General features: G+C 51.2%; 14 protein-coding genes and 1 pseudogene. 1 reads left to right on the top strand and 14 read right to left on the bottom strand.

Going from position 1 to position 23,189, the window contains the following annotated elements; translation table 11 throughout:
* From BUC26_RS20065 to BUC26_RS20020, 10 genes and pseudogenes are all read right to left on the bottom strand, one after another.
* Positions 1–223: pseudogene (locus BUC26_RS20065) on the bottom strand (IS21 family transposase); the annotation flags it as partial.
* 76 nt (positions 224–299) lie between these two features.
* Positions 300–956: a DUF6538 domain-containing protein gene (locus tag BUC26_RS20060; protein WP_073378980.1), complete on the bottom strand. Its 657-nt coding sequence runs from the start codon at positions 954–956 to the stop codon at positions 300–302.
* 298 nt (positions 957–1,254) lie between these two features.
* Positions 1,255–1,893 (bottom strand): hypothetical protein, encoded by a 639-nt coding sequence (locus BUC26_RS20055; protein ID WP_073378978.1) that lies wholly within the window; start codon positions 1,891–1,893, stop codon positions 1,255–1,257.
* A gap of 61 nt (positions 1,894–1,954) precedes the next feature.
* Positions 1,955–5,260: a PASTA domain-containing protein gene (locus tag BUC26_RS20050; protein ID WP_073378977.1), complete on the bottom strand. Its 3,306-nt coding sequence runs from the start codon at positions 5,258–5,260 to the stop codon at positions 1,955–1,957.
* 250 nt (positions 5,261–5,510) lie between these two features.
* Positions 5,511–6,410 (bottom strand): site-specific integrase, encoded by a 900-nt coding sequence (locus BUC26_RS20045; protein ID WP_073378976.1) that lies wholly within the window; start codon positions 6,408–6,410, stop codon positions 5,511–5,513.
* 345 nt (positions 6,411–6,755) lie between these two features.
* Positions 6,756–8,279, bottom strand: a complete 1,524-nt coding sequence (locus tag BUC26_RS20040; protein ID WP_084540805.1) for a tripartite tricarboxylate transporter permease — start codon at positions 8,277–8,279, stop codon at positions 6,756–6,758.
* A gap of 14 nt (positions 8,280–8,293) precedes the next feature.
* The gene (locus tag BUC26_RS20035) at positions 8,294–8,839 is read right to left on the bottom strand and encodes a tripartite tricarboxylate transporter TctB family protein (RefSeq protein ID WP_073378974.1); all 546 of its coding nucleotides are present in this window, start codon (positions 8,837–8,839) and stop codon (positions 8,294–8,296) included.
* 170 nt (positions 8,840–9,009) lie between these two features.
* Positions 9,010–9,993, bottom strand: a complete 984-nt coding sequence (locus tag BUC26_RS20030; RefSeq protein ID WP_073378973.1) for a tripartite tricarboxylate transporter substrate binding protein — start codon at positions 9,991–9,993, stop codon at positions 9,010–9,012.
* A gap of 68 nt (positions 9,994–10,061) precedes the next feature.
* Positions 10,062–11,549, bottom strand: a complete 1,488-nt coding sequence (locus tag BUC26_RS20025; protein WP_161949902.1) for an FAD-dependent oxidoreductase — start codon at positions 11,547–11,549, stop codon at positions 10,062–10,064.
* Positions 11,550–11,649: 100 nt separating this feature from the next.
* Positions 11,650–13,341, bottom strand: coding sequence for an FAD-binding protein (locus BUC26_RS20020; protein ID WP_073378970.1), 1,692 nt, complete (start codon positions 13,339–13,341; stop codon positions 11,650–11,652).
* 214 nt (positions 13,342–13,555) lie between these two features.
* On the opposite strand from BUC26_RS20020, the gene BUC26_RS20015 reads away from it, so the two are divergent.
* Complete coding sequence (locus BUC26_RS20015) at positions 13,556–14,620, top strand: GntR family transcriptional regulator (protein WP_073378969.1); 1,065 nt, start codon at positions 13,556–13,558, stop codon at positions 14,618–14,620.
* A gap of 429 nt (positions 14,621–15,049) precedes the next feature.
* Here the strand turns inward: BUC26_RS20015 and BUC26_RS20010 are convergent, their stop codons facing one another.
* The 4 genes from BUC26_RS20010 to BUC26_RS19995 form a co-directional block, all read right to left on the bottom strand.
* Entirely contained in the window at positions 15,050–15,427 is a 378-nt protein-coding gene (locus BUC26_RS20010) for a DUF6538 domain-containing protein (protein WP_073378968.1), read from the bottom strand.
* Positions 15,428–15,810: 383 nt separating this feature from the next.
* Complete coding sequence (locus BUC26_RS20005; protein ID WP_073378967.1) at positions 15,811–16,422, bottom strand: tetratricopeptide repeat protein; 612 nt, start codon at positions 16,420–16,422, stop codon at positions 15,811–15,813.
* Positions 16,423–16,584: 162 nt separating this feature from the next.
* Positions 16,585–19,347, bottom strand: coding sequence for a PASTA domain-containing protein (locus BUC26_RS20000; protein WP_073378965.1), 2,763 nt, complete (start codon positions 19,345–19,347; stop codon positions 16,585–16,587).
* Between the two features lie 962 nt (positions 19,348–20,309).
* Positions 20,310–23,174, bottom strand: a complete 2,865-nt coding sequence (locus BUC26_RS19995) for a DUF1638 domain-containing protein (RefSeq protein ID WP_084540803.1) — start codon at positions 23,172–23,174, stop codon at positions 20,310–20,312.
* Between the last annotated feature and the right edge of the window lie 15 nt (positions 23,175–23,189).

Below are 23,189 nucleotides of genomic sequence, written 5' to 3'. Positions count from 1 at the left end.
GCTTGGCGTCTTCTTCCAGCAGCGCTTCAAGACGCTCTGTAAACGGTCCCAGCTTCGGCACCGGTTGTGTGTCCCGTTCGTAGCGGTGTTCGGTTGCCCCGCTGCGCAGGACCTTACGAACCGTGTTTCTCGATATCCGCAGGTCACGGACAATCTGTTTGATCTTCTTGCCCTCAACGAAATGATATCGGCGTATCTTGGCGATCGTCTCCACTATCAGCATCCCCCTCCCTCCATGGTCAATTCTTGACCATGGAGGGATACCATAGGGGGTCAATTTTCGACGCTGATTCCGGCTCTCAGGGGGTCATTATTGCACGCTGATTTACAACCTGCTGTTTCAAGACAGGAACCAGATCCTCATCAGTCTGTGAGTAATCCCCCTCTGCCCGCTTGATCCTCACATTGAGCACCGATTGGAAACCCTTCATCAGCTCACGGGTAAAGTTGAGATACTCAGGGCTGACCTGATCCACCTCCAGTCCCTCCCTTCTGATGATCCTGTCGGCCACTGGCTGCATCAGCGAATGGTCCTGATGCCTGAGCCACCTGTTGACCGATTCGAGCAATGAGCAGGCTTCTGGAGCTTTCATGTCCGATGACTCCAGCAGGGTCATTCCCTCCAGGGTTGTCGTTCCACTGGCCGTCGGCCCAGACACAGCCCTGCACTGCTCGTCGTTCGCCAGGGTCTCCCTGATGTATTTCTGAACCAGCCGCTGAATTTGCTCCTGTGTTAACTCCGACATCCCACTTCTCACCCTCATGAACAATTGCTGGATATAAGCTGCCATCGCCCGAGCACGGTACTTGGCCGTTCTCAGAGCACCAGTGCGTAGAGAATACCGAAACTCGGTCTTGCCGACAACCGGTCTCAGGTCATTTGGAACACGTAAGCGGAAGATGTACCCGGAAGGTGTCTGATACAAGTACAACGGTTGCGAAACATAAAAGCCCATTCTAACCTCCTCGGTCATTACCTTGTGGATAATGAGAGTGGATAAGATGGGCTTTCAGTCTGAGGATTTGCTATTTCCTCAATGATATCAAGTAATTGGTGGAGGCGGCGGGAGTCGAACCATTGATCAGGCAGTAAAATTAGGATTCATGCACGGCTTCGGGACACATTAGGGACACAAAGTCAAAAAACGTGACCTGTCCCCCATTTTCCAATTTGCGTGTATTTGCAAGAGGCTAATCCTGCCAGGAGCCACCTAAACAATGACCCGATTCTGTTCAAGAAATCGGTGCCACTTCTCATTCAAACGGAATAGGTTCGAACACCCGGCTTCCTCCACTGGGAGCTGGTTCGGGGACGGCCTGCTTGCCCTTGTCGGGTATTGCCGGGGATGAGGAGCTGTTGGTTGCGGCTGACTTTGCCGCAATTCCCTCGGTAATATATTTTTGCATTTTTTGGACTCCTTGATCACCGGGACAGAGTTTTACGGCGTGCTCGATTTTTATCAGCGCCTCCTCTGGTTCATCGAAGTGCTCGTAAAGAATTAATGCCTGCATATAACAATTCATGCAATAGCCTGGTATATCAACCGCCGATTGGGAAAAACTCTGCATGGCATTTGAGAAGAAACTATCCTTTTCCTGTTGGTCATCTATACTGAAAGCGATAGCCGTTTCGATGCATCCACGGAAATAGAGAGCCATTGGACGCCAGTTCTCGTCCAATTGGCCGGGACTGAAGGCTGCCAGCACCTTTCTGCGAAGGTGCCGCAATGCCGCTACGTCTTTTGCCTCGGTTAATTGAATAGTTTTGGTTTCGAGGTCCTGGAAAAACTCTCCAGTCTGCTGGTCGTCCCAGGTCGCCCGTGTCGGGACTGGATAGAAGAAAACAAGACAGAGTAAAATGATTATCCAGAAAGTATGAAACGGTACATTCATCGCGTTCTCTTCCTTTTCTGATGGTGTATTTTAGTTTGAGATTACGGTAGTATCAGTAAGCTCAGCGTACTTTAAATAGATTTGGATCACTTGCCCAGTCGCGAAAATCTTGAAGAGCTTTCTCAACCTCTTGACCTATGCACTGATTAAGTTCACCTGAAGGCTGGCATCCCAGTTGCTTATAGCGTGATTCAAGATGCGCAGGACTTGCGCCCCCCGAGCGGCAGGCGGCAAGCATCTGCGCATTCATCTGGGCGCAAGTTGGCCCGGCAGTGGGGGGAGGTTGTTGGTGGTGGTGCTGAACCGGTGCCACCCGCGGAGCTATGGAAGAACCACGCTTTTTTTGCGCCTGCTGCTGGAAATACTGGGTCATATAGTTTTGCATCTGCTGCTGCGTCTGAGCGTCCATGTGCCGATTGTATTGCTCCAACCCCTGAGCCAGCGACTGACCGAATGTATCCCAGAACCCTGGCGCCGGCTGAGTGGGTTGCTGCTGCAGCATGGCGACCCGCTGCTGAATCAACCCTTCTACCCTATCGCTGTACGTGCAATTGTTGTTTCTTCCCCAGGTTGCCCAAGCCGCGGCATTCTGCAGATCTCCACTGTTGTAAGCTCGCAAGGCGTCATATTCGCCTTCGATACAGGGCATTCTTGCGCTGACCTCCGTAGCCCAGGAACATCCCTTGGCGGCATCAAGAACGGCGCGCAACGGCGACGCATCAAGGCTGTTATTAGCTTGATCGATAGAATCATCGAATTTCTGGGCCAGCTGCTGACAATACTTCTGCGCTTCCAGTTCCGCCTTCCTGTTGTCTATCAGCGAAGAAAGCCGGGCAGCATAGGCGCATTGTTTCGATTGACCCCACCAGGCCCAGTGTGCCGCCGTCTCCATATTGCCACTGTTGAAGGCGCGCAATCCTTTGTATTCTCCCTCGACACAGGGCATCATCGCAGCGGTTCTGTCATGCCATTCGCATTGCCGGGCAGAGGAGAGAATGGCCTGCAACCCAGATGGGTCCAGGGTTTTATTGGCCTCCACAGCGGCGGTTTCGAAGTTACTCGCCAATTCGTCACATTGCACCTGCAGTCTTTTGGCTTCAGATTGGGCATAGTGGCTCCTAGCCCGATCATGCCAATCACATTGCTCGGCCTGGTTGAGAATCGCCCTTCCCTGATCGAAATCAACCGGGTTCCCCTTGGTCGCCATCTTCTCCTTATATTTCCGATGGAGTTCACCGCAGAATTTTTCCTTTCGTGCGGCTTCTTCTTTCTGAAATGCTTCTAACTTGGAGATAGATTCATCAAAATGTTTTCGAGCGCTTTCCCGCCAGTAGCAGCGAGCAAGATCCGCGGAGGCTAGAATGCTTTTCCCGAGCTCCGGTGCCGGCGATGTAGTAGCCATCGCATTTTGATAGCGTTTTTTAAGGGTTACACAGGGAGTCGGCGCGGCGTCCGGGTCATATCGATACAGGTCAACGGTAACAACACCTTCTGCAGGTTCCGAGGCCCCCACCCCTGGACGTTGGTTACGAATAAACGTGGATTCATCCTGATCCGGGGTGGTTCCTTGATAATCGACAATCATGCGCAGGGTGTGTTGGGCTAATCGTGCACCCGCTTCCGTCACGGTCATCCCCCGTACGTCCGGAACTGTCACTTCAACTTCTTTATCATCAGAGAAGGGGCAACCATGTTGTTTCAACTGCGCAAGCGAGGCGAGGGCTGCCGGGTAATCCTTTCTGCCCTGCTGAGCCGCATAGGTGTGTTCGAAATCGTCACATTCGGCAATGCACTGCTCCAGTTTTCCGGCGCTTGTACAGCCAGACGCCACATCAAGCGACGTTTTTTTATACGCTTCCAATTTGGCCAGCTGCCGGTCTCGTTCGGCAATTATTTTTTCGGGAATCTCCATCAGGAAATTCATGTCCGAACGCAAATCCCGAAGGGACTCAGAATAGCCCTGCATCGAGTCAAAAGGCAGGCGAGAGGGTTTGTAGGCAGTGATGCGGTTCGCCATCCCCTTGATTTTGGTCATCGCCCTGATACGATCCGATGGGGGATCCCAGACAACCTCGTCGATACGGGAGAAGAGAAATGTCGTGAGGTTCTGCAGGCGACCTTGAATATTACGAGCATTTTTCTCGTATTCCCGCAGAGAACGCTCTGCAGACAAAAGCGTTTGGTCGGCCTTATCGAACTGAAGCAGCAGTGCACTCAGGTCTTGCGGGTTGTTAGCCTCCTCCCGCAACTGGTCCAATGCCTTTCTGCAGTCGGACATTTCCTGATGGCAGACATCACGATACTGAGAAACCAGCGCCTGTGAATCGTAGGTTTCATGAAGTGATATGGTCCCCGTCTGCTGTCCGGCCCGGGAGATAAGTTCGGCGCAGGTTTCATTGTTTGCACTGGCTTGGGAAACCCAAGCCGCCATCGGGCAAAGCTCTTCCGCTTTCGCCGCAAAGTCACCTGAACGGTAATTCTCCAACGCCGCATTCAATGCGGGCTTCACCTCGGTCTTGACGGTGCGAATCAGGTTGTCACTTTCGGCCCAGGAATGGAGCAGTCGGTCGGCAATTTGTTCCTGCGCGGTGATATACTGTGTTTCAAAAAGCGTTATAATCTCATCCAATTTACTGAGTCTTCCATCCCAGTTGGAAACGTCCGAAATGTCGTTGTCAGCCTGTTGCTTTATGGCCTTTTCGTAGTCATCCCACATACCGGCAGTGACCTCATAGGCCTTCATGATATTTTTAATGGCCACGTAATCGGCATAGACTAAAGAGAAGACCACCCCGTAGGTGGCGGTTCCGGTCAATTTCAGGACTTCGAACATAGCCCGGGCCGATGCTTTGTTCAGGATGTAGGTCTTCGCGCACGCGCGAGGTGAGGTGCCGCTGTTTTTACAGTCGATCAGATGCTGCAACGTCTGCAAGGTGGCGAGCACCTCCATTGCCCCGGCCGATTTCTCCGGTGATCCAGCAAATGCTTTAACGCGCCTTGAGTTTTCCTCGAAGAAAGTCAGCCCTTGGATCTTAATCGAGCTCCTGTTCTTGATGGCGTCAACCGTGACACCGACAGGGTCCATCGCGTACGGGGTTGACTGTTCGGTCGTTTTGAGGAATTCGAGAAACTGCGACTGCCCAGTGTTGGTACCTGATGCGTTCGCTCCGATACCAGTGTCCTGGCCGTCCTGAGAAATGCTCGCCTCGACCCCTACACCATCAAGGATAGACTTCCACCGGTCAAAAACAGCCTCAGGCGGGTTGCTGTCTTGGGCGCACACAGAGCCAGGAACGAAGCTGAAAAAAAGAAACAAGGTTAAAAGAAAGACATAGGTATCGATAAGTATCTTTTTATCGGACTTCATTGGTACCCGCCTTCATAGAAAAGTTTATCTGTGCCGCGAGCAATTCTCTACCTTTTCTGAGTTAGGGTACCAAATGAGAATCAAAATTACCTGTAAAATCTAATTATTAACTACTACGATGTGGAGCTCTGGGACAAAACTCTCCCCTTTCATATTTTCCATGAAACAACGTTTGAAAATCTTTGGACTTAATTGCGAACATCCATCATCAAGAATGCCAGATCAAGTATGTCGTTCGTACCCCTCCACCCTATCCCTCTCCTCCAAACCTCCCCACCGCCACCGCCTCGCCATAATCGAGCTTTTCCACCACCTCCCGCAGCATCTTCACATCACTCGGCTTGATACACACCTCCTCGGTCGTCGTCCGTCGCTTGCCGTCCCCGGTAACATGACCGTCGAGCCCCGCGATCAAGGTCAGATTCACGCCGACGCGAAACAACTCGGTCGAGAACGTGTGGCAAAACGAATGGAAGTCCTTGTTCCTGACGGCCGTTATGCCGCACAGCCGCCGATAGCGGTTGTACCATTTCGACACCATTTGCCCGTATCCATCCCGCCGTTCGTGCAGCTCCGGAAATAGTTTGCCCGGTTGCTTCGCCGCACACTCGGCGATGCCCAGTTCAATCAGCCTCGAATGGATCGGCACGATCCGCTCCGTGTGCTTTTTCTGTTTCGCCGTGACGAACCGAAAACACCAGACGCCATGTACTTCGCGAACATCGGCACCATCCAGCTGCGCTATCTCGTTCTGTCGTGCCCCGGTATTCAGGGCTATCAGCGGCGTCCAGAACTTGAACGGCTGGTCCGCTTCAGCGTGGAATCGTTCCGGGTTGAACAGGGCGGCGAGGTCGTCGGCCGTCAGCATATCACGCTTTTCGTTGACTCGCTGACTCTCCTGGATCGGTTTGCGGCGGAAGTAATTTTTGGTAACCAGTTCGCGATCGACGGCCCAGTTGAACAGCGCCGATATTCGCCGCATGTACTTATTGACCGAGGTGTCGCTCAAGGGGTGTTTCGGTTTCAGCGCCAGGATCTGTCGCACGGACTTACCACGAAACTTCGGCAGTTTCTTCATGTTAGGTGGCAACCGCTTGAGTATCGCCCGGTAGGTGTCCGCCGTCTGGTGGTCGATCTCGTTCGAAACCATGAAGAAAGTCTACGGCATGGACATGGTCAGCGGACCGTTGACGCTGAAAGATGGCGATGTCGACGGCCATCTCCGCGCCACCTGAACATACGATAATATACTGATAGTCAGGGATCACATACAATGCGCACCACAGCGTTTGCCTGGGGGTATGCGTCACTTAGGCCGACTGAGGCACTGCTATATGCTGTGATCGCTATGCGGCAGGAATTTTAATATTTTTTTTCCAGATTCATCCGACTCAAGCGTCCCCATCTCGGACCGGAGAGGCGAAGGGGCCGAAGAATAGCGTTTGGAATCAATACGCTTCACCGGATCTTTTCCCGTACCCCTGAAAAGTACGCTTTATCCGGATGAACCTTTTTTCATCCGCTTCCAGAATGCCCAGGCAATGGCTGCGACGGCCAGGAAAAGCAGCCCTGCAGAAATCGGCTTGGTGAGAAATATCATCGGATCGCCACCGGATATCAGCATCGCCGTCCGGGTCTGGCGTTCGAGAAACGGTCCAAGAATCAGGGCCAAAACGAGGGCAGGAATATTGAAGCCGTTGCGGTGCAGCAGAAAACCGAAGCCGCCGAGAACACCCAGGAGCACAATGGAAAACACGTGGAACTCTTCGGCATACACACCGATGCCGCAACAGACGATCACAGCGGGGAACAGCAGGGAATAATTGAGTGTCACGAAGATCCGTTTCACCAGTGCAAGGAAGGGGAGTGCCACACAGAATCCGCCTATGAAGTCAGTCATGATGAAGAGGGCGAACAAACCGTACAAGGTTTCTGGGCTATCGCGCATTAGCATGGGCCCTGGCATCATGCCCTGCACCATGAACGCCCCGAAGAGGACCGCAGCAGCGACGCTGCCTGGGATACCCAGGGTAACAAGAGGAATCAGGGAAGAGGCCGCAACAGCATTGTTCGCTGCTTCGGGGGCCGCAATTCCGCGAGGGTCACCTTTACCGAACAGGCTGTTATCCTTAGCGGCCCTTTTCGCTTCGCCATATGCCACAAATGCCGCCGGTGCAGCACCGATGCCGGGCATCGCGCCAAACAAGGAGCCCAGTAGCGATGCCCGACACAATTCCTTGCCGCAAAATTTCAGATCCTGCCATCGGCCTTTCCAACTGTAAGGAATCTGCTTTGCCTTCTCCCCACTTTTCTTCAAGCTTATGATTGTCATCTGCCCAACCTGCTCCAGCACCTCTGCAAATGCCAGGAAGGCGATCACCGCCAGAACAAAGGGAATGCCATTGTCCAGCTCGGTCAAGCCAAAAACGTACCGCCGCGTCGACTCCATGGGATCAAGACCGACGGTGGCGATCATCAGGCCGATCACCACTGACAGCCCCCCTTTCCATATATCCGTACGCGTATTGCCCAGCAGGCTGATAACCGCGGTCAAGGAGAACAGGATCAAGGCCGCAGTTTCGGCAGGGCCGAGCTTCAGGGCGATAGCAGACAGCGGTGCGGCAGAAAAGACCAGGATAAAATTGCTCAACGTTCCGCCGATCACCGATGCCCACAAGGCGATCTCCAAAGCACGCGCCTGCTGACCAGACTGCGACATAGGATAGCTGTCGAAAGCAGTTGCGGCGGCCTCCGGCGTGCCGGGGATGTTGAACAGTGTTGCCGTGATCGAACCCGCGAAGCAGGCCCCCTTGTACACTCCCATCATCGCCGCGATCGCAAACAGTGGCGGCATGGTAAAGGTGAACGGCAGAATGAGCACCATGGCGGTTACACCCATGATGCCCGGAATGGAGCCGGCGATGATGCCCACTCCGTATCCTGCCGCGATACCTAGGATATTCGCCAGGGTGAACGACATCAGAAAACCTTCCCACAGCTGCAAGAAAATGTCCAGCATAGGTTATCTCCGTTCTATTTCACCAGGTTGCGCAGGGTTTCCTCCACGATGCCAGTCGGCAGGGTGGCATTGAGCAAAAGAAAGACAAGCAAGACAACCAAGGGGAATACAAGGCTGAAAATGATGATTTTTTTCCAGTTCCGCTCACCGTAGATGAGCGTTGTCGCACACAGAAAACAAAAGGTGGCGAAAAAGAAACCTATGGTTTCCTGGAGGAACACCCAGATGAACACCGAGAGCAGGATGAGGGCCACCTTAATGCCGTGCAGCAAGGATATGCCAACACCTTTGCTTTCCAGCGGGGCGGGTACCTCTGGACGAACATAGCCCTGGTCTTCTGCACGAGAAACCTTCCCCTTCTTCTGTTTTCTTGTGACTACATGATCGATGAGATACCCTGTGCTGAGCAGAGCGAAGATCCAATTCAGCAGGATCGGGTAATGACCAGAGGTGCCTTCCGCCACGACAAATTCAGGAATCAGCCAGAAGCCATTCGCCGAGGCAAAGGCGAGCAGGGTAACAATGACCAGGAACTCCCTGTTTTCTGAGTTCTTCAGCACATCTCTCCTCCTTGGCCCCTTTTGGCTGCGTCGGTCGACGGCCTCATGTCGCCCCGGCACCAATAAAATCAGGGAACCGGGGCAGATCACCGCATATGGTTTCCGAGACGATGCCCACTAGATGACGTTCAAAGGATCTTCCTTCGCCCCACCCTCGTGGATTTTTCCCCTCATTTTTTCATTTGCAGACCGACGTCCTTGAGTATTGCGCCCCAGATGGCACGGTACTCCTCACATTTGGCGCGATAGGCGTTGCCATCCTTGAAATCGATAGTAATAAACAGCTCTTTGGCAACTTTTTCTTGCACATCCTTCTGCTCGACAGCATGGCGGATGGCGTCCTCCATCTTTTTGCGGAACTCCTCTGGGGTGTTGGGCGGAAAGACCGCTCCGAGGTTCGAGTACTGGTAAAAATCATACCCCTTATCCTTCAGGGTCATCGTCTCCGGTACAAGCGCGATGCGCTTCTCACTCAACACCACCAGTGGTTTCAGCAGACCTGCCTGGTAGGAGGAAACGGCCGCTGCAGTGGAGGCGTTCACCGCCGACACGTGGCCGCCGAGAACGGCAGAGATGGATTGCGGATTCCCAGGGAAGGGCACTGGCCGCATTTGAATACCTTCACGCTTGCTCAGCCACTCGATGGCAAGATGGTTAGTCGTGCCGTTTCCCGGTGTCGAATACGTCAGGGTGTCAGGTGCCTGGCGTGCGGCGGCGATGAAGTCCTCCAGTGTGTTCCATGGCGCGTCATCTTTGACAAACAGGATGTATTCGTAAATCATGGGGCTTGCAACGTACACCAGCTCTTCAGGATTGTAGGTTACTTCCCGCATCTGCGGAATGGTGACGAGCGTTGGAAGATTGGCAAAAGACATGGTGTAACCATCCGGTTTCGATCCATAAACTGATGAAATTGCTAGAGCTCCTCCCGAACCCGGACGATTGATGATGATCAGCGGCTGTCCCAGGTACTCCTCCATGTAGGGTGCGATGGTACGAATGAACAAATCAGCCGTCCCTCCTGCAGAGAGCGGCACAAGGATGTTGATCGGCTTCTCCGGATACTTGCTCTGCGCGGTACAGGGAACCAAGAACATGCATAACGTGAAGACACACAAGATGACATGGCTGGAAAAACGAAATCTCTTTACCATAGCTCTCCTCCCTCTTCTAGATCATTTACATTGAACAACTCTTCACCATTTTTCAAGCAGCGATAGCGTCATCGCAACAAATATGGAATCTGAACATACAGGGCATCCGTTGGACATTCCACCTCGCAGGGCAGGCAGAACCAGCATGTCCGGAACCTGCCAACGGGGCTACCGCACGAATAACACCTGCTGGCTTCAGCAGCCGCCTGCTCCTCGGAGAACGTCTGCTCAACTTCATGAAAATCCCCAGGGCCTTTGGAATGGCGCACCGGGATGGCTGTCCGCTCGAGTGCACTCCCCCTGTCAGTGGAGATGGCATATTCGGTCACGACAGGACCCTCATAAGCTCGCTCATAGCTCAGATGCTGGCCTTGCAGCAAGCGTATGACCGAGATGGCTGCTTCTCGTCCCGAACGCATGCCCTCAACGATGGTGGCCGGGCCTGATGCGAAATCACCGGCGACAAAAACGGTGTCGTACCCTTCAAGCCGATAGGTGAGCTCATTATACTGCAGGCCCTTTTTTATCAGCCCTCCAGGGGTCCGGGTTTGCCCAATGGCAACAATCAGTGTGTCGGCTTCGCATGTCGTAATTATATCACCGAACCGCGGAGAAAAGTTGTCGTTCTCGTCATACACCCGCGTGCAATTGTGCAGTTCTAGCCCGCAGAAATGCCCATCGCGCACGAGAATTCTCGTGGGGCCGAACCCGGTATTCAGCACAACCCCCTCATTTTCGGCAATTCTGACAATATGCGGGTCGGCGAGAAGCTCGTTCCGCGTTTCCAGACAATAGACTGAGACGGATTCGGCGCCAAGACGCAAGGCTGTCTGCGCCACGTCGAAAGCCACTTCACCACCGCCGACAACCACCACTTTTCTCCCTACCTCCGGTGGTCTGCCGGCGCGCATCTGGATCAGAAAGGGAAGGGCATGGGTGATACCCATGGCATTTTCATTGTCCATACCCAGATACTTGGGCTCTGGGCAGCCTGTCGCCACGATCACCGCATCGTACTGCTTGACGAGATCACTGAATTGGACTTCCAGACCCACGGCCATATTGCACTGTATGTCGATTCCCATCTGCTCCAGGCGATGGATTTCCCTGTCCAGGTATGACTTGGGAAACCGAAACTCAGGAACACCCCACCGCAGCATACCGCCTGGTTCCGCGGCAGCATCGATCATGGTGACATCGTGTCCCTCCAGGCGCAGCACATATGCGGCCATCATTCCTGCTGGACCAGCGCCGATGACCAGGCAGCGTTTGCCGGTTGCCGCTTTGATTTCCGGTGTTACCGGCTGCCGATCCTGTAACCGGTCGGTGAGATACCGCTTCAGGGCTCGTATGGATACGGCCTCACCAGTGACGGCCCGGCGATGGCACGCCGCTTCACAAGGGGCGGAGCACAATCGGCCCAAGATGGTGGGAAACGGCAGGCTTTTTTCCACTTCCTCCAACGCCTCTTCCTCGAATCCGCGCCCAATGAGCTGCACATAGCCCTGGCAATTCACGCCAAGCGGGCAGGCCTTGGTGCAGGGGGCTATCTTCATGCGCAGGTTGTCCAGGATACAGGTATCGATACATTTGCCACAAAAAATGCACTTGTCCTTGTCTATGACGATATTGTCGGAAAGTGCTGTGAGCATATTTTCAGGCATTGGTCAGTTCCTCCTTTGCCATTCGGATGATCTCCTTGTGGGCTACCACAACATCGTCGGGATGCTCTCCCTGCGTCAGGACGATATGTTTCAGCCACCGCTCGTTATCGGTTTCTGGGAAGTCGGTGCGGTAATGCCACGGCAGCCAGCGGCTTTCTTTTCTTTCCAGCGAAGCCGTTGCACTGAGCACAGCACACTGAATTATATTCTCCAGCTCATAGGATTTGAACAGGTCATGCATGTCCTTGATATAGACCATTGTCGACAGTTCCTCGCGAAACCGCTTCATCCACCAGAGCGCCCGTTTCAGCTTGTATTCATTTTTGGGCGCGCGCAGATAGTCGTTGATGATTCTGCGCACCTTGTACTCAAACTCTTCAATGGCAATGGGGTTGTCGCTTTGGGCGAGGCGGGCCGCACGCTTGGCGAGGAAGCGATCGACGGCCCCGGTATCCACCTCACAATGGTCGACGGTGTGCGCAAATTCCGTCGCACTCTCGGCAGATATCTCACCGTAGACAAAGGCACCGGAGAGATGTCCTCGGGCCACCAGCGAGGTATCCCCCGCCGCATACAGACCCCTCACGCTTGTCTCCGCTTTCTCGTTGACCCGCACGCCCGTTATACCGTGCCCGCCGCACAGGAACACCTCGGTGCCCCACAGCTCGATCTCCCCGTCAGACCCGGGATTGCGGAAATTGATGCCCCGGCCCTCGTAGAATCGTTCACAGGCCGGTCTCTCGGTTGTGAAAAGCAGGTTTTCGATTTCTGCGATGGTCTCCTCCTCGAGATGGTCCATGGTGATGCGCAGCGGCCCGGACCTGTTGATCACATCTTCGTAATTCAAGCTCCGCAAGGAGGGGTGTTCCTTGTCTTTGCGGTTGCCATAGGCATCGTAGAGGTGTGCCCCTCGCGTGAGGGTGATATAGAGCAGCGGTGCGTTGATGTCCTTCACGATATAGTACGTCAGGGTGTACTCGAAACCGCTGAGCTCCGCACCCGCTCGGTATGCCATGCAGTAGCCGTCGCCTGTGTTTCCGGGAAAATCGTAAACACCGTAGAGATTGCCGTTGTTAGGAAGCCCAAACCTCGCCGTTCCCCCGGCGGAAAGGATCACACTCTTGGCCTGGATGACGCAGATTTCCCCTGTACGGACATTGACGGCAATAACGCCGGTGACGCGGTCTTCGTTTTTCAACAGTTCCACGGCCATAGTGCGGTTCATCACCTCAGTCCCGAGCTCGATCATTTTCTTGTGCAGAATCGTCTTTAACTCAGGCTCCTTCATGGTCACACAGAATTTCCCCTTGGGATGAACTTGCAGGATGTCGTAGTTGCCGTTTTCATCGACGGGAAAACAAACCCCCAAATCCACTAGCCGCTGCATAACACCGTAGCTGCGTTGCGCCATCATATGGTTGGGCGGCTCATCCATTATGCCTTCACAAGCGATGCTGTTACTTTCCACGTACAGTTCCGGTGAGGCAATGCCAGGGATGGACACGATATTCAAGGCATCCATACCACGGGCGATGCAGCCGGAGTATTTGGCATCCCCTTTTTCCAGGACAATGACTCGTTGATCCTTATCCAGTTCCTTTGCCCGAATGGCAGCCATAACGCCCGCGCTGCCGCCACCGGCTATCAAAACGTCACATTGAATAACTGGGTAATCCTGTTTCATGTTCACTCCTTACACGACCGACATCGATTGCCAGTCATTTCCATTTGCCGCAGAGAAGACGCGAGTCGTTCTCGGCTCTTCACTCTGCTCTGTCGGGATCGGCCAACAAACATATAGTTATATATATGTTTAGATTTTTTACGCCTAACAATTGCTGCTGTCAACCCTTTTTTGAAATCCCACCATTTTCCAAAAAAAAAGAACAGACCATAACATGCATCGTAAGCAGGCTCTGAAAAAAGACGCCTACATGGAACCTTCTCTTTTTCCTGCACAATATGCCGTCTCGTCAGAAGAAAAAATCTTCCGCTGCAACCTCGCGGCAGAAGGATATCTTGAAAAAATGAGAAAGAAGGTTAAGGTTTTTCATGCTCTTGTGTTTATAGTGCAGGAAACTGCCTTAAACGGAGGCCCAGGTCCTACGTATTCTGCTAGCATAGGATTCCTGCGACTCATCGACAAATCACTGCGGACGATGCTGATGCAGCAGATAAGACAAAAAAAAAAGCGAACCGGCGGATCTGGCGATTTTGCTGAAGCCGGTCTGACGGATGCCTATGATCGCCTTCCTGCCTATTACCGTCTGCAAAAGAACATCGAACAGGAAATCATCAGCGGCGATAGGCAGCCTGGAGAGAGAATCCCATCAGAAAAGGAGTATGCCCTACGATACGGCATAAGCATAGGGACAGTTCGCAAGGCACTGGAAATGCTAGTTCAGAAAGGCTTTCTCGAGCGCATTCGCGGGAAGGGAAGCTTTGTCCGCAGCAGGGCGATGCAGAATGAAACCCTACGCTACTACAGGTATGTGCAGGATTTTCACTCAATCCATAAGAGCCTGCAGATTTGCAGCCTCGGCATGAGCAGGGTCAAGGCGCCGGATATCTGCAGCATCCTGAACATAGAGCCGGAAAGCAGCCTCATCTACCTACGACGGATTTTCAAATCGGGCAAAGAACCTCTGGTTTTCAGCATCTCGTATTTTCCCGATGCGCTTTTCCCAAACATGCACAAACTGCCTTCGGATATTTTCGATAAACAGACGATCTACACGACCGTAGAAAAGCAGTTTGGAATCACGACGAAAGACGCCAAGGAATTCTTTCAGGCCGATTCGGCCAGCAGCGAAGTAGCCGAGCACCTTCGTCTCGCTGCAGGCAGTCCCGTCCTCTGTATCCACATGCTGGCCGTCTCGTATCAAGATATCGTCTATGAATACAGACAAAGCTACTGCAACACCCAATCCTTATTTCTTCTGAGGGACAAAGGCCTTTTCTGATCGTCACCTGAAAGGTGGTGTGAGTCGCATGCACCCACCCCCGAACCCGAAAGTCTGAGAGTGACGTGTTGTTTACGCAGAACCATCAAATGGCCGGCACTGCCGGTAGCATTCCGGCAGCTGCGTCATAAAGCAGGGGCAGTGGTCCGTTGATGTAACACGACGGCGATGTCAACGACTCCCTACTGTGCCGATTACTGATGGCCGGGTTCAATCATTTGACCCCTTAGAAACATAGCATCCCTTCTCCTAGTCATATTCGGCATCGAGCCGGTCGAGAAACATCGGCTTAACTGTGAACGAGTGAACGAGCGCAGTTCGAAAGGATTACAAGAATCGAGGTATTCCCCGGTGTAAGCCTTGTGTTGGTGGGCGATGAACTTATCGAGATCCCTCGCACTGCCCTTCGATGTTGATGCAGAACAGGTTTCATTTAGATGCCTTGAAAAACAAGGTGGCCGCGGCGACAGTACGCGCAATTATTTGATCTTGTTTCATTTGCGACGTCCGGTAAGCAGAGTAACCACGGTAACCACGATCAGGAACGTTATTCATAGTGGGGGTATTGCGCGCTCCAGAGCGGAAAGCCGAGTTGATGTCGTCGAGCGTGCAGGTATCGGAGCGGAACAGCTGCTCGGTGATAACGGCCAGACGACGAGCTTCTTTGACGGCGAAGTGGTAGTTCGTCGTCTTGAGGGATTTGCGGATCTCGTGTTTACGAAACGCAGGTTTCAGGTGCTTCGGTATGGCGATGCGGAAATAGTAGATGCAGAAGCCGTTTTGATAGACGTAGGAGGGAATATTCATGACCGGTTGTGTTGCTGAGGGTGACTGGACGTTGGGGGTGATTTGGTTATGATGTCGATTTGGTTATGGTTTATGGTAACCAAATCGGGGAAGAAAATACAGTTGTTCTGGGGTGATGCGTTGATTTTGATGGGAATTTTCAAAATGATAGATGGTTGATTCTGGATTTTCGGTTCGGCTGGCAAACTGGTGCTAATGATGAATACCGACATTGCTGAGTTTCTGGAAGGCTGTTTGTGGGTTGAAGTAAATCGAGAAAAGAATGGCTTTTGCTCCCGACAGGCAGCCATTCCTTTTCCACAGAGGATCGTAGCATAAGCCCGGGTTGCCTTCTTTCTGCAAAAAATCCTGTCGAGGAATCAATGCATGGTGGCCACGATTGTTTACTCAAAAGGGATGGGTTCAAATCCTTCGTTACTCTTACTTCCGCTACTCTGCCCGCCCGCGCCTTTATCTGCAGGCAGATTTTGTTGAATCTCCCGTAGCATTTCCCGGTATTCAGCTTTATCAGGGTTAAGTTGCAGCGCCTTTTTTAAAAATCTTTCGGCTTCTCTAAAGTCGGTTGGTGACTGAGTATAGTTGCCCAAAGCACGGTAAATATTCCCGAGCATGCTATATGGTGGCGCCCAATCAGGTGCAGCTTTCTGGGCCATTTTAAATGACTCAAGTATTGGGCCAATTTTTTGAAGGAACTCCTCATCCGTCATGTTCTGAGATAAACACATTCTGAGCATTCCCTGATACCCATAAGCATTCGCCAAGTAGTATTTTGATCCTTCGAAAACCCCTTCAGAGATCGCCACCATCATCCTATCATAAGGATCCCTGCAATCATCCAACGTTGCCGTCTCAAAATCGAACCCTTCTAAAATATCTTGTAAAGCCTGGTTCAATTTCGGATCATTAAAATGATCGTTTGCTGTTGCATTTTGCGCAACACACAACAACGCCAAAAAAACAAATACATGAAGGGCAACGAAAGTCTTCTTTCTCACGAAACTCCTCCCGTTAAGTCTTGCATAACCCTTTGATTAAGTACCAATTTTCTTTATCGGCAATCTTGCACAACACAAACGCTACCGCTCATGTTCCATTAATGCCTTTTCACAATCCAATTATCCGGACTGAAATGGTTGCACAGGTCAATCGTGTCATTCTCAAAAGCTTCCTACGCTTCTCATCCACTCATCGATATAACGATCTATGCAGGAATCCGTCGCCGGAGAAAGATTGCACCCCATACGGCCAGCCTGCTCATATAGTGATTCTCCCAAGGGGACATTCCGGGCGTTACATGCAGCTAATAGTTGGGCATCAATGTGAGCACAGGAATTCGTCTGACTTGGTTGCCTGGTCTTTGGTGGGGGTGAACCCATTGATTTCTGCTGAAGCGGTTGCCGGGAGGCTGCCTTTTTAGCGTCTTTTTCCTGGAACTGCTGCTGGATTGCCTGGTTTACATAGCGCTGGGTCTGCATCTGCATCTGGGCGCTCAGTTTATTATTATAGGCTTCGAGATCTTTGGCAAATCCCTGGCCAACGGTCTCCCAAAAACCAGGTTTCTGCTGAACTATCTGCTGCTGTTGCAGGGTGATTTGTTGGTTGATCAATCCTTCCAGCCTGGCCGTATAGGAACAATTGTTCTTTTTACCCCAATTGCTCCAGGATAATGCGTTCGGCATGTCGCCGCTATTATATGCTCTGAAACCATTGTACTCACCATCGACACAAGGGATCAAAGCACTGACTCTGGCATGCCATGAACATCCTTCCGCGGAAGCAAGAATTGATTTCAGAACTGATGAGTCAAGCGCCTGGTTCGCCTGTGCTACTGAGTTATCAAATTGTTGAGCGAGTTGCCGGCAGTGCTGCTGTTTGTCTCGATCCGCCTTCATAGTTCCAATCAACGTGGAAAGCCTTCCAGCATATGAGCAGCTTTTTGATTTTCCCCACCGAGTCCACTGAGATGCCGTATCAAGGTCACCATTGTTATAGGCGTTTATTGCTTTGGATTCACCCTCAAGACAGGGCACCATGGCAGTCGCTTTCTCATGCCAGGCGCAGTTTTGGGACGACGAAAGAATGAAATTGAGTTCTGCAATATCCCCGTTTTCCCTAACCTGTTCTGCGGCAGCATCAAATTTGGCCGCAAGATTGTGGCAATAGTTCTGACGTTGTTCAGCTTCTTTTTCTGCTAAAGCCTGCTGGGCACGATCAGCCTTCTTTTCCTTCACCAGGGACGAAAGCCTTTCCGTATAAGCACAACTATTGGATTTTCCCCACCTGGCCCAGTGGGATGCAGTATCCAAGTCACCATTCCTATAGGCGGTCATTCCTTTTGATTCACCTTCAAGGCAGGGCACCATGACAAGAGCTTTCTCATACCAGTCGCAGTTTTGGGATGACGAAAGGATGAAATTCAGCTCTGAGATATCCCCAGTTTGCCGGATCTGTTCTGCAGCATCATCGAGTTTAGCTGCAAGATCCTTGCAATACTTCTGGAGTCGCTCATCCTCTTGCAGTGCGAGCGTGTTCTGATATTTCTGTTCGGATCGAACATAATGGGCTTCAGCCCGCTCGAACCAGTCACACTGCTGTGCCTGACTGAGAATCTGTCGACCCTTGCTGAAATCAACAGGACTTCCTTTGGATGCCATCTTCTCCTTATATTCCTGAAACAGTTCCTGACATAACTTCTCCGCATGTACCTGCTCCGTTAAAGCTTTCTCATAGCTCTTTTTGGTTTTGGCATAGTGCTTTTCCGCACGTTCAGTAAACCAACACTCGTTCTCGGCAGCTTGGGCAAGTATGATACTGCCTTCGTTCAAATCAGGCTCATAACCGGTCATAGCGGTTCGATAGTTTCCATAGGCTTCCGAACAGGCTTCCTGGGCAGCAGTTTCATCAAACGCATACACGCTGAGCGTTATCACTGAACCGTTCGGAACTTCTTTCCCCATCGGGTCCTGAGCATACACGATATTCGCTGCCGATTTTATCCGGGTTTTCGTTATGCTTGTTAATATTTTAAATCCCGAATTCTGTAGCATATCAACAGCTTCAGAAATTTTTCTGCCGACCGTATACGGAGGAACAAGCGTCGGAGAATAGAGTCGACCCTGCAACACGGGAGGAAGGCCAGCCGCCAGCAAATGTGCGTTGAGCTGCTCAATATCATCGTTGCCGAGTATGTAAACATCCAAAGTGACGACAGAATCTTTAGCGATGTCCGTCCCTGCCGTGATATCTTGGGCAAATACCAAATTTGCCTGTGCATTTGATTTGGTTTTGGTCAATCGTGTTTTGATGTTCAGCCCTGCTTTTTCGAGGGCCCCAACAGCATCAACTATTTTTTTACCTGTAACGTCAGGTACCAGGACTGTAGCACCGAACTGGATATCAGAAGGACTGATTGTTCCATCCAGTACTCTTTTTACCGTTTCTCCATCTGATCTCGTTACCTCGTCAATAAACGCTATAATATCAGCTGCTGAATCTAGCTGTCTTTGTTGTGTTTCCAGTTTGTCGATCTCTTCGCCGATCATGTGGGTATCAACGATTTTCGAAAAACGCTGTCGATCTTCGACGGACATGTTGTCAAAGTTTGAAATTTTCAGGGCTCTTTTTAACATCCAGGCCTTTTCCTCTTTGCTTCTCAGGTATTTTTCCTCGCCCTCCTTAACCCAATAGGTGCCTGTTTTTCTGTCGACTCGGGGAGAAAAACGGTCGTCGGCATATAACATGACATCCAATCGCTCCAGAATTTGTCTTGGAGTCAGCGCGTACTGTTTCGCATCAGCCTCCAGCATGGCTATTTGTCGTTCGGCATCATTATCAAAGCACCAAACTTTGCCTGACCAAAACAAGGAGACCAAGACGAAAAATAAAAGAGAATAAAGAGACGAATAGGGCTGACGATTCATAGCACCTTCTTCCGTGAAGTATTCACGGTTGGGCGGAAACAATGATATTTCTTAAAATGAGGCCTCTTATCCTAACTTATTAATGCAACAAGGACAAGGCCTCGTCGCAAATGAGACCGTGATTTCGCATTACGAAGACGGAATAGTGCGGATCTTTATACCTCTTAAGGCAACAAAAAAGATGGTCCATTAGCGGGCAATGTACCACTAATGGACCATCTGATGTACCAGTTCGACAAAAGTGTCGAACCTCGGATTTTCTACGCTTTATAAGTAATTGATTTTATATAAAATTTTATTAATAATGGTGGAGGCGGCGGGAATTTAGGTTATTGCCTTGATATAACACAAAAAGTGAGGCCCCATATAGCAATTTGACGTTCGACATCGTGATCGAATGTCCTGCAATGCCATCATTTTACAAGTTTCAATGTACCACTCCAAAGAGTGGTTACGGGTTACCCCTCAAGCCTTTCTTTTCGATGGGTGATTGGGATTAGAACTCACATCCCTATAAAAATCATGTGAAGCAACAGCAACGTCTGGTTACTGTGATTACCCTGGTTAGCGACCACTAAAATCTGAGTGAGATCTATTATTTGTGATATTTCCACCTCCCACTTCGATGTTACCGAAACTGGTTACCATGATCACCGTGGTTGCCACCTCACGAGTCGCTCCCCGAAACAACCCAAATATCAGTTGGCCATCGTAGTATCGATCAGGATAAAAGTAGCGCGCTGGCCTCTGCTTCCTATGGGTTCCTCCGCCAAACCCAGTTTATTTCTTCCGTAGTGTAGATTCATGTAGCATCTTTAGTCACAAATTCGAAAAAAGAGGAAAGATAAAAAGATACTGGAATATGTCAACAGCAAGGATACAGACATGATCATCACGGGCGGTAATGCTTACCCAGTATCAGAGGTTTTCATGGTGCCTTTGTTGAGGTTGGTTCAGGGAGGTCAGATTTCGGGCAGGCCCACTAGTGTTGCAGAAATGGTACGCCCAAGGAAGAGGCTGGCCCCATCCGCAGTATCAACGATGGTATCCTTGATCTCCATTGTTACGTCATCACTTCGGGTCCCTGCTTTACGACCTTTACTAGAGATATTGTGAAGCAGATGTTCAACGGCCAATTTCTCCACCTCGTCGATATCGTTAAAATGGTTAGGGCCCGCAATACCTTGCAATTGAAAACCGCCTGCCGGAGCTGGTCTAATTTCCAGCGTTTCTCTGATAACAATATTGGAGGAAATAGCCCCCAATGCATTAGCCACATCACCATCTTTGGGTATTAGAACCTCTGTATCAAACAGCCTGCCTGTTGCCGGGAGAAAATATGGTGCGGGGGCGCCAATCCCAACTATCGGGTGATCAAACTTGGCTCGTACTTGATAAGTTCTTCCCTTCTTCCCGAGCATGCATTGCAGCAGATGTTCAAGTAACCTGGAGTCGGTTTCTTCCTGGACCTCCACATCCTCCGCCAAGTGTTTCAAAACCAGCTCACGGGCAAGTGCTTTTTCAAATCGGTACCGCACCAACCTGATGAGTGCAGCGGGTTCATTTTTGGAGAACTGAGCAAGGATCGACACCATTCTCTCAGCAGCTTCTTTATGCCACTGCACGAAACTGCCCTCTAGATGAAGAATGTCCGTTGGTGTCAAACCGCACCGCTGAACGAGGCCGAACTCCTCCAGTCTTCGACTATTTAAAAAACGATGGGAATTGAGGCCTAGTATCCGTACCAGTTCTTCCAAACAGTGAGGTCGCTTGTAGAGAAGTTCTAAAAGCTCCAGCTCCTGTTTGGTCGGCTGAAAGGGAAAAAGCGGGTGTTCGGGATCACCTCTTTCACTCGACATCAGGATTACCTGGGAAAAATTGGTTTGAGACTCGGTTGAAACATGTTTCTCCATATATTGCAGTGCCCTGTCCATACCTCCCGGGTCACGGGTAGAGGCCCAGGAAACCGGAGCCACCCTTCTGGGCCCGAGGTATAGTTCCGACTTGGCATAGCGGATAAGACTATCGCCGCCAAGACCAACCGTACGTATATCCAGCGCTTTAACATGGGTTGAGGTGTTCCCGACTCTCGCCCCTTGGCTACAAATCTTCACTAACCCGTTTTCTAGAGTTCCGGTGTCCGTTGTCGTGCCACCTATATCTACGACCAGGGCCTGCTCAAGCCCGGTGAGAAGCTTTGCTCCGGCAACGGAGGCTGCCGGACCGGAGAGGACAGTCTCCACCGGGCGTTCCACCGCCATTCTCACAGAGACCAGTGTGCCGTCGCCTTTCACCACCATAATAGGGGCATGTATCGCTCTACTGGCAAAGATTGATTCCAGCTCGTGGAAGAATTTCACCATTCGCGGGATAATCCTGGCGTTGAGGAACGCCGTCTGAGCGCGTACCACAAGGTTTAGCTGATCCGATAGCTCATGACCGCAGCAGACGATCATGCCGAAAGACTCTACCAGGATATTTCTGACCTCGAGTTCATGGGTCGGATTCACCGATCCGCCAAAGCCGGAAACGGCAAAAGCCGTAACCCCTTCTTTTTCAATCATTTTTCTTGCTACTTCAAGTACCTGGTTCTTGTCAATTGCCTGAACCTCTTGGCCGGAAATGGAGAGTTGCCCCTTGATTTCTGCCCAAGGACCATAGCTGGCGAGTTCGTCACAGGCTGCTCCAGGTCCCGACATAATCAGCATACCCGCTCTCTGACCTTCCCCCTCAACAATGGCATTAGTTGCAAGGGTAGTGGAAACCGAAACCAGATCCACCCGAGCCAGTGTGTGCTGTTGAAAATCAGCCAATGCCTCACCAATGCCGATGGTGAAATCCCACTTAGTAGTCAACGCTTTTTTCTTACTGACTACAGTTTTATCCACAAAATTGTAGATGACCGCATCAGTGTATGTACCACCCGCATCGATACCAAGACCGAATCGGTGGCGGGGGGAGTTCTTCCTGGGCATTCCGGAGGGCCGGTCTATCTCTTGTTTACCCTTTTTGTTGCTCCCGAAATAAAGGTATCTTGGCTCCCTCCCACTTCCTGCCCCTGATACGTTTTTTACCGTAGGGGTGGAATCAAGACAGTTGTAAATGGCCGAATACACAGTGACCTGACCGGGAGGGACTACCAAAAGCTGTTTATCAGACGAGGTTGCCTTCAACAGTCTGCTGATCAAATCAAGCCTACCTTTGATTCTCTCATACTGCCAACCATTTTGTTCAGCTATTTCTTTTGCGTACCGTTCATATTTCTTTGATTTGCTGGTACCGGTGTCTATAAATGCTGCCCGCTGGTAGTTCGCCTTCCAAGAGGAGAAGAAATCGATAATCTCCCTGCCTTGCTCGACCCCATATTTCTCTTCCAGTTCCAGGCATCCCATTGACCCGGAACCGACCCAGATTTGTTCATCATCATGCTTTTCAATTTTCGGCCTCTCCTTTTCCCGGTACCAGCCGGCGGAGATATAGAAGGTCCCCGGAAATTTTGCGAACTGCTCTCTGTAAGCCTGATCGCTACCGAGAAAAAGGGCTATGCAGTCGTGCACTTTCGGAAAAACAAGCGGCACCGAGCGCGCCCTGATACCAACGGTTCCCCTACCGCACAAGCCATAGCCGACAATAATACGTTTGCAGCTCGCATCTTGCGAGGCCGTATCGATTGCTTCCTGTAGCCTTGTCCGTAGTAGACCTGGATTATTGTGCAGACCACCCGGAAGCAACATACTTTTCAATAAGATACCGTGCGCCCGGGCGATGTGTTTCACATCCGGTCCGAGTACGCCGCAACCAATGAAGTATGTCTTGATTTTATCCACGATAGAATCTCCTTA

This window comes from Desulfofustis glycolicus DSM 9705 (assembly GCF_900130015.1).
Classification (GTDB): domain Bacteria; phylum Desulfobacterota; class Desulfobulbia; order Desulfobulbales; family Desulfocapsaceae; genus Desulfofustis; species Desulfofustis glycolicus.
The sequence above is the reverse complement of the archived record's forward strand: the minus strand, read 5'-3'. Positions and strand labels throughout refer to the sequence as shown.

Coding starts and splice junctions, on each gene's coding strand:
- BUC26_RS20060 (WP_073378980.1), bottom strand. CDS start 956: ATGGGCTTTTATGTTTCGCAACCGTTGTACTTGTATCAGACACCTTCC.
- BUC26_RS20055 (WP_073378978.1), bottom strand. CDS start 1,893: ATGAATGTACCGTTTCATACTTTCTGGATAATCATTTTACTCTGTCTT.
- BUC26_RS20050 (WP_073378977.1), bottom strand. CDS start 5,260: ATGAAGTCCGATAAAAAGATACTTATCGATACCTATGTCTTTCTTTTA.
- BUC26_RS20045 (WP_073378976.1), bottom strand. CDS start 6,410: ATGGTTTCGAACGAGATCGACCACCAGACGGCGGACACCTACCGGGCG.
- BUC26_RS20040 (WP_084540805.1), bottom strand. CDS start 8,279: ATGCTGGACATTTTCTTGCAGCTGTGGGAAGGTTTTCTGATGTCGTTC.
- BUC26_RS20030 (WP_073378973.1), bottom strand. CDS start 9,993: ATGGTAAAGAGATTTCGTTTTTCCAGCCATGTCATCTTGTGTGTCTTC.
- BUC26_RS20025 (WP_161949902.1), bottom strand. CDS start 11,549: ATGAAGATAGCCCCCTGCACCAAGGCCTGCCCGCTTGGCGTGAATTGC.
- BUC26_RS20020 (WP_073378970.1), bottom strand. CDS start 13,341: ATGAAACAGGATTACCCAGTTATTCAATGTGACGTTTTGATAGCCGGT.
- BUC26_RS20015 (WP_073378969.1), top strand. CDS start 13,556: ATGCATCGTAAGCAGGCTCTGAAAAAAGACGCCTACATGGAACCTTCT.
- BUC26_RS20010 (WP_073378968.1), bottom strand. CDS start 15,427: ATGAATATTCCCTCCTACGTCTATCAAAACGGCTTCTGCATCTACTAT.
- BUC26_RS20000 (WP_073378965.1), bottom strand. CDS start 19,347: ATGAATCGTCAGCCCTATTCGTCTCTTTATTCTCTTTTATTTTTCGTC.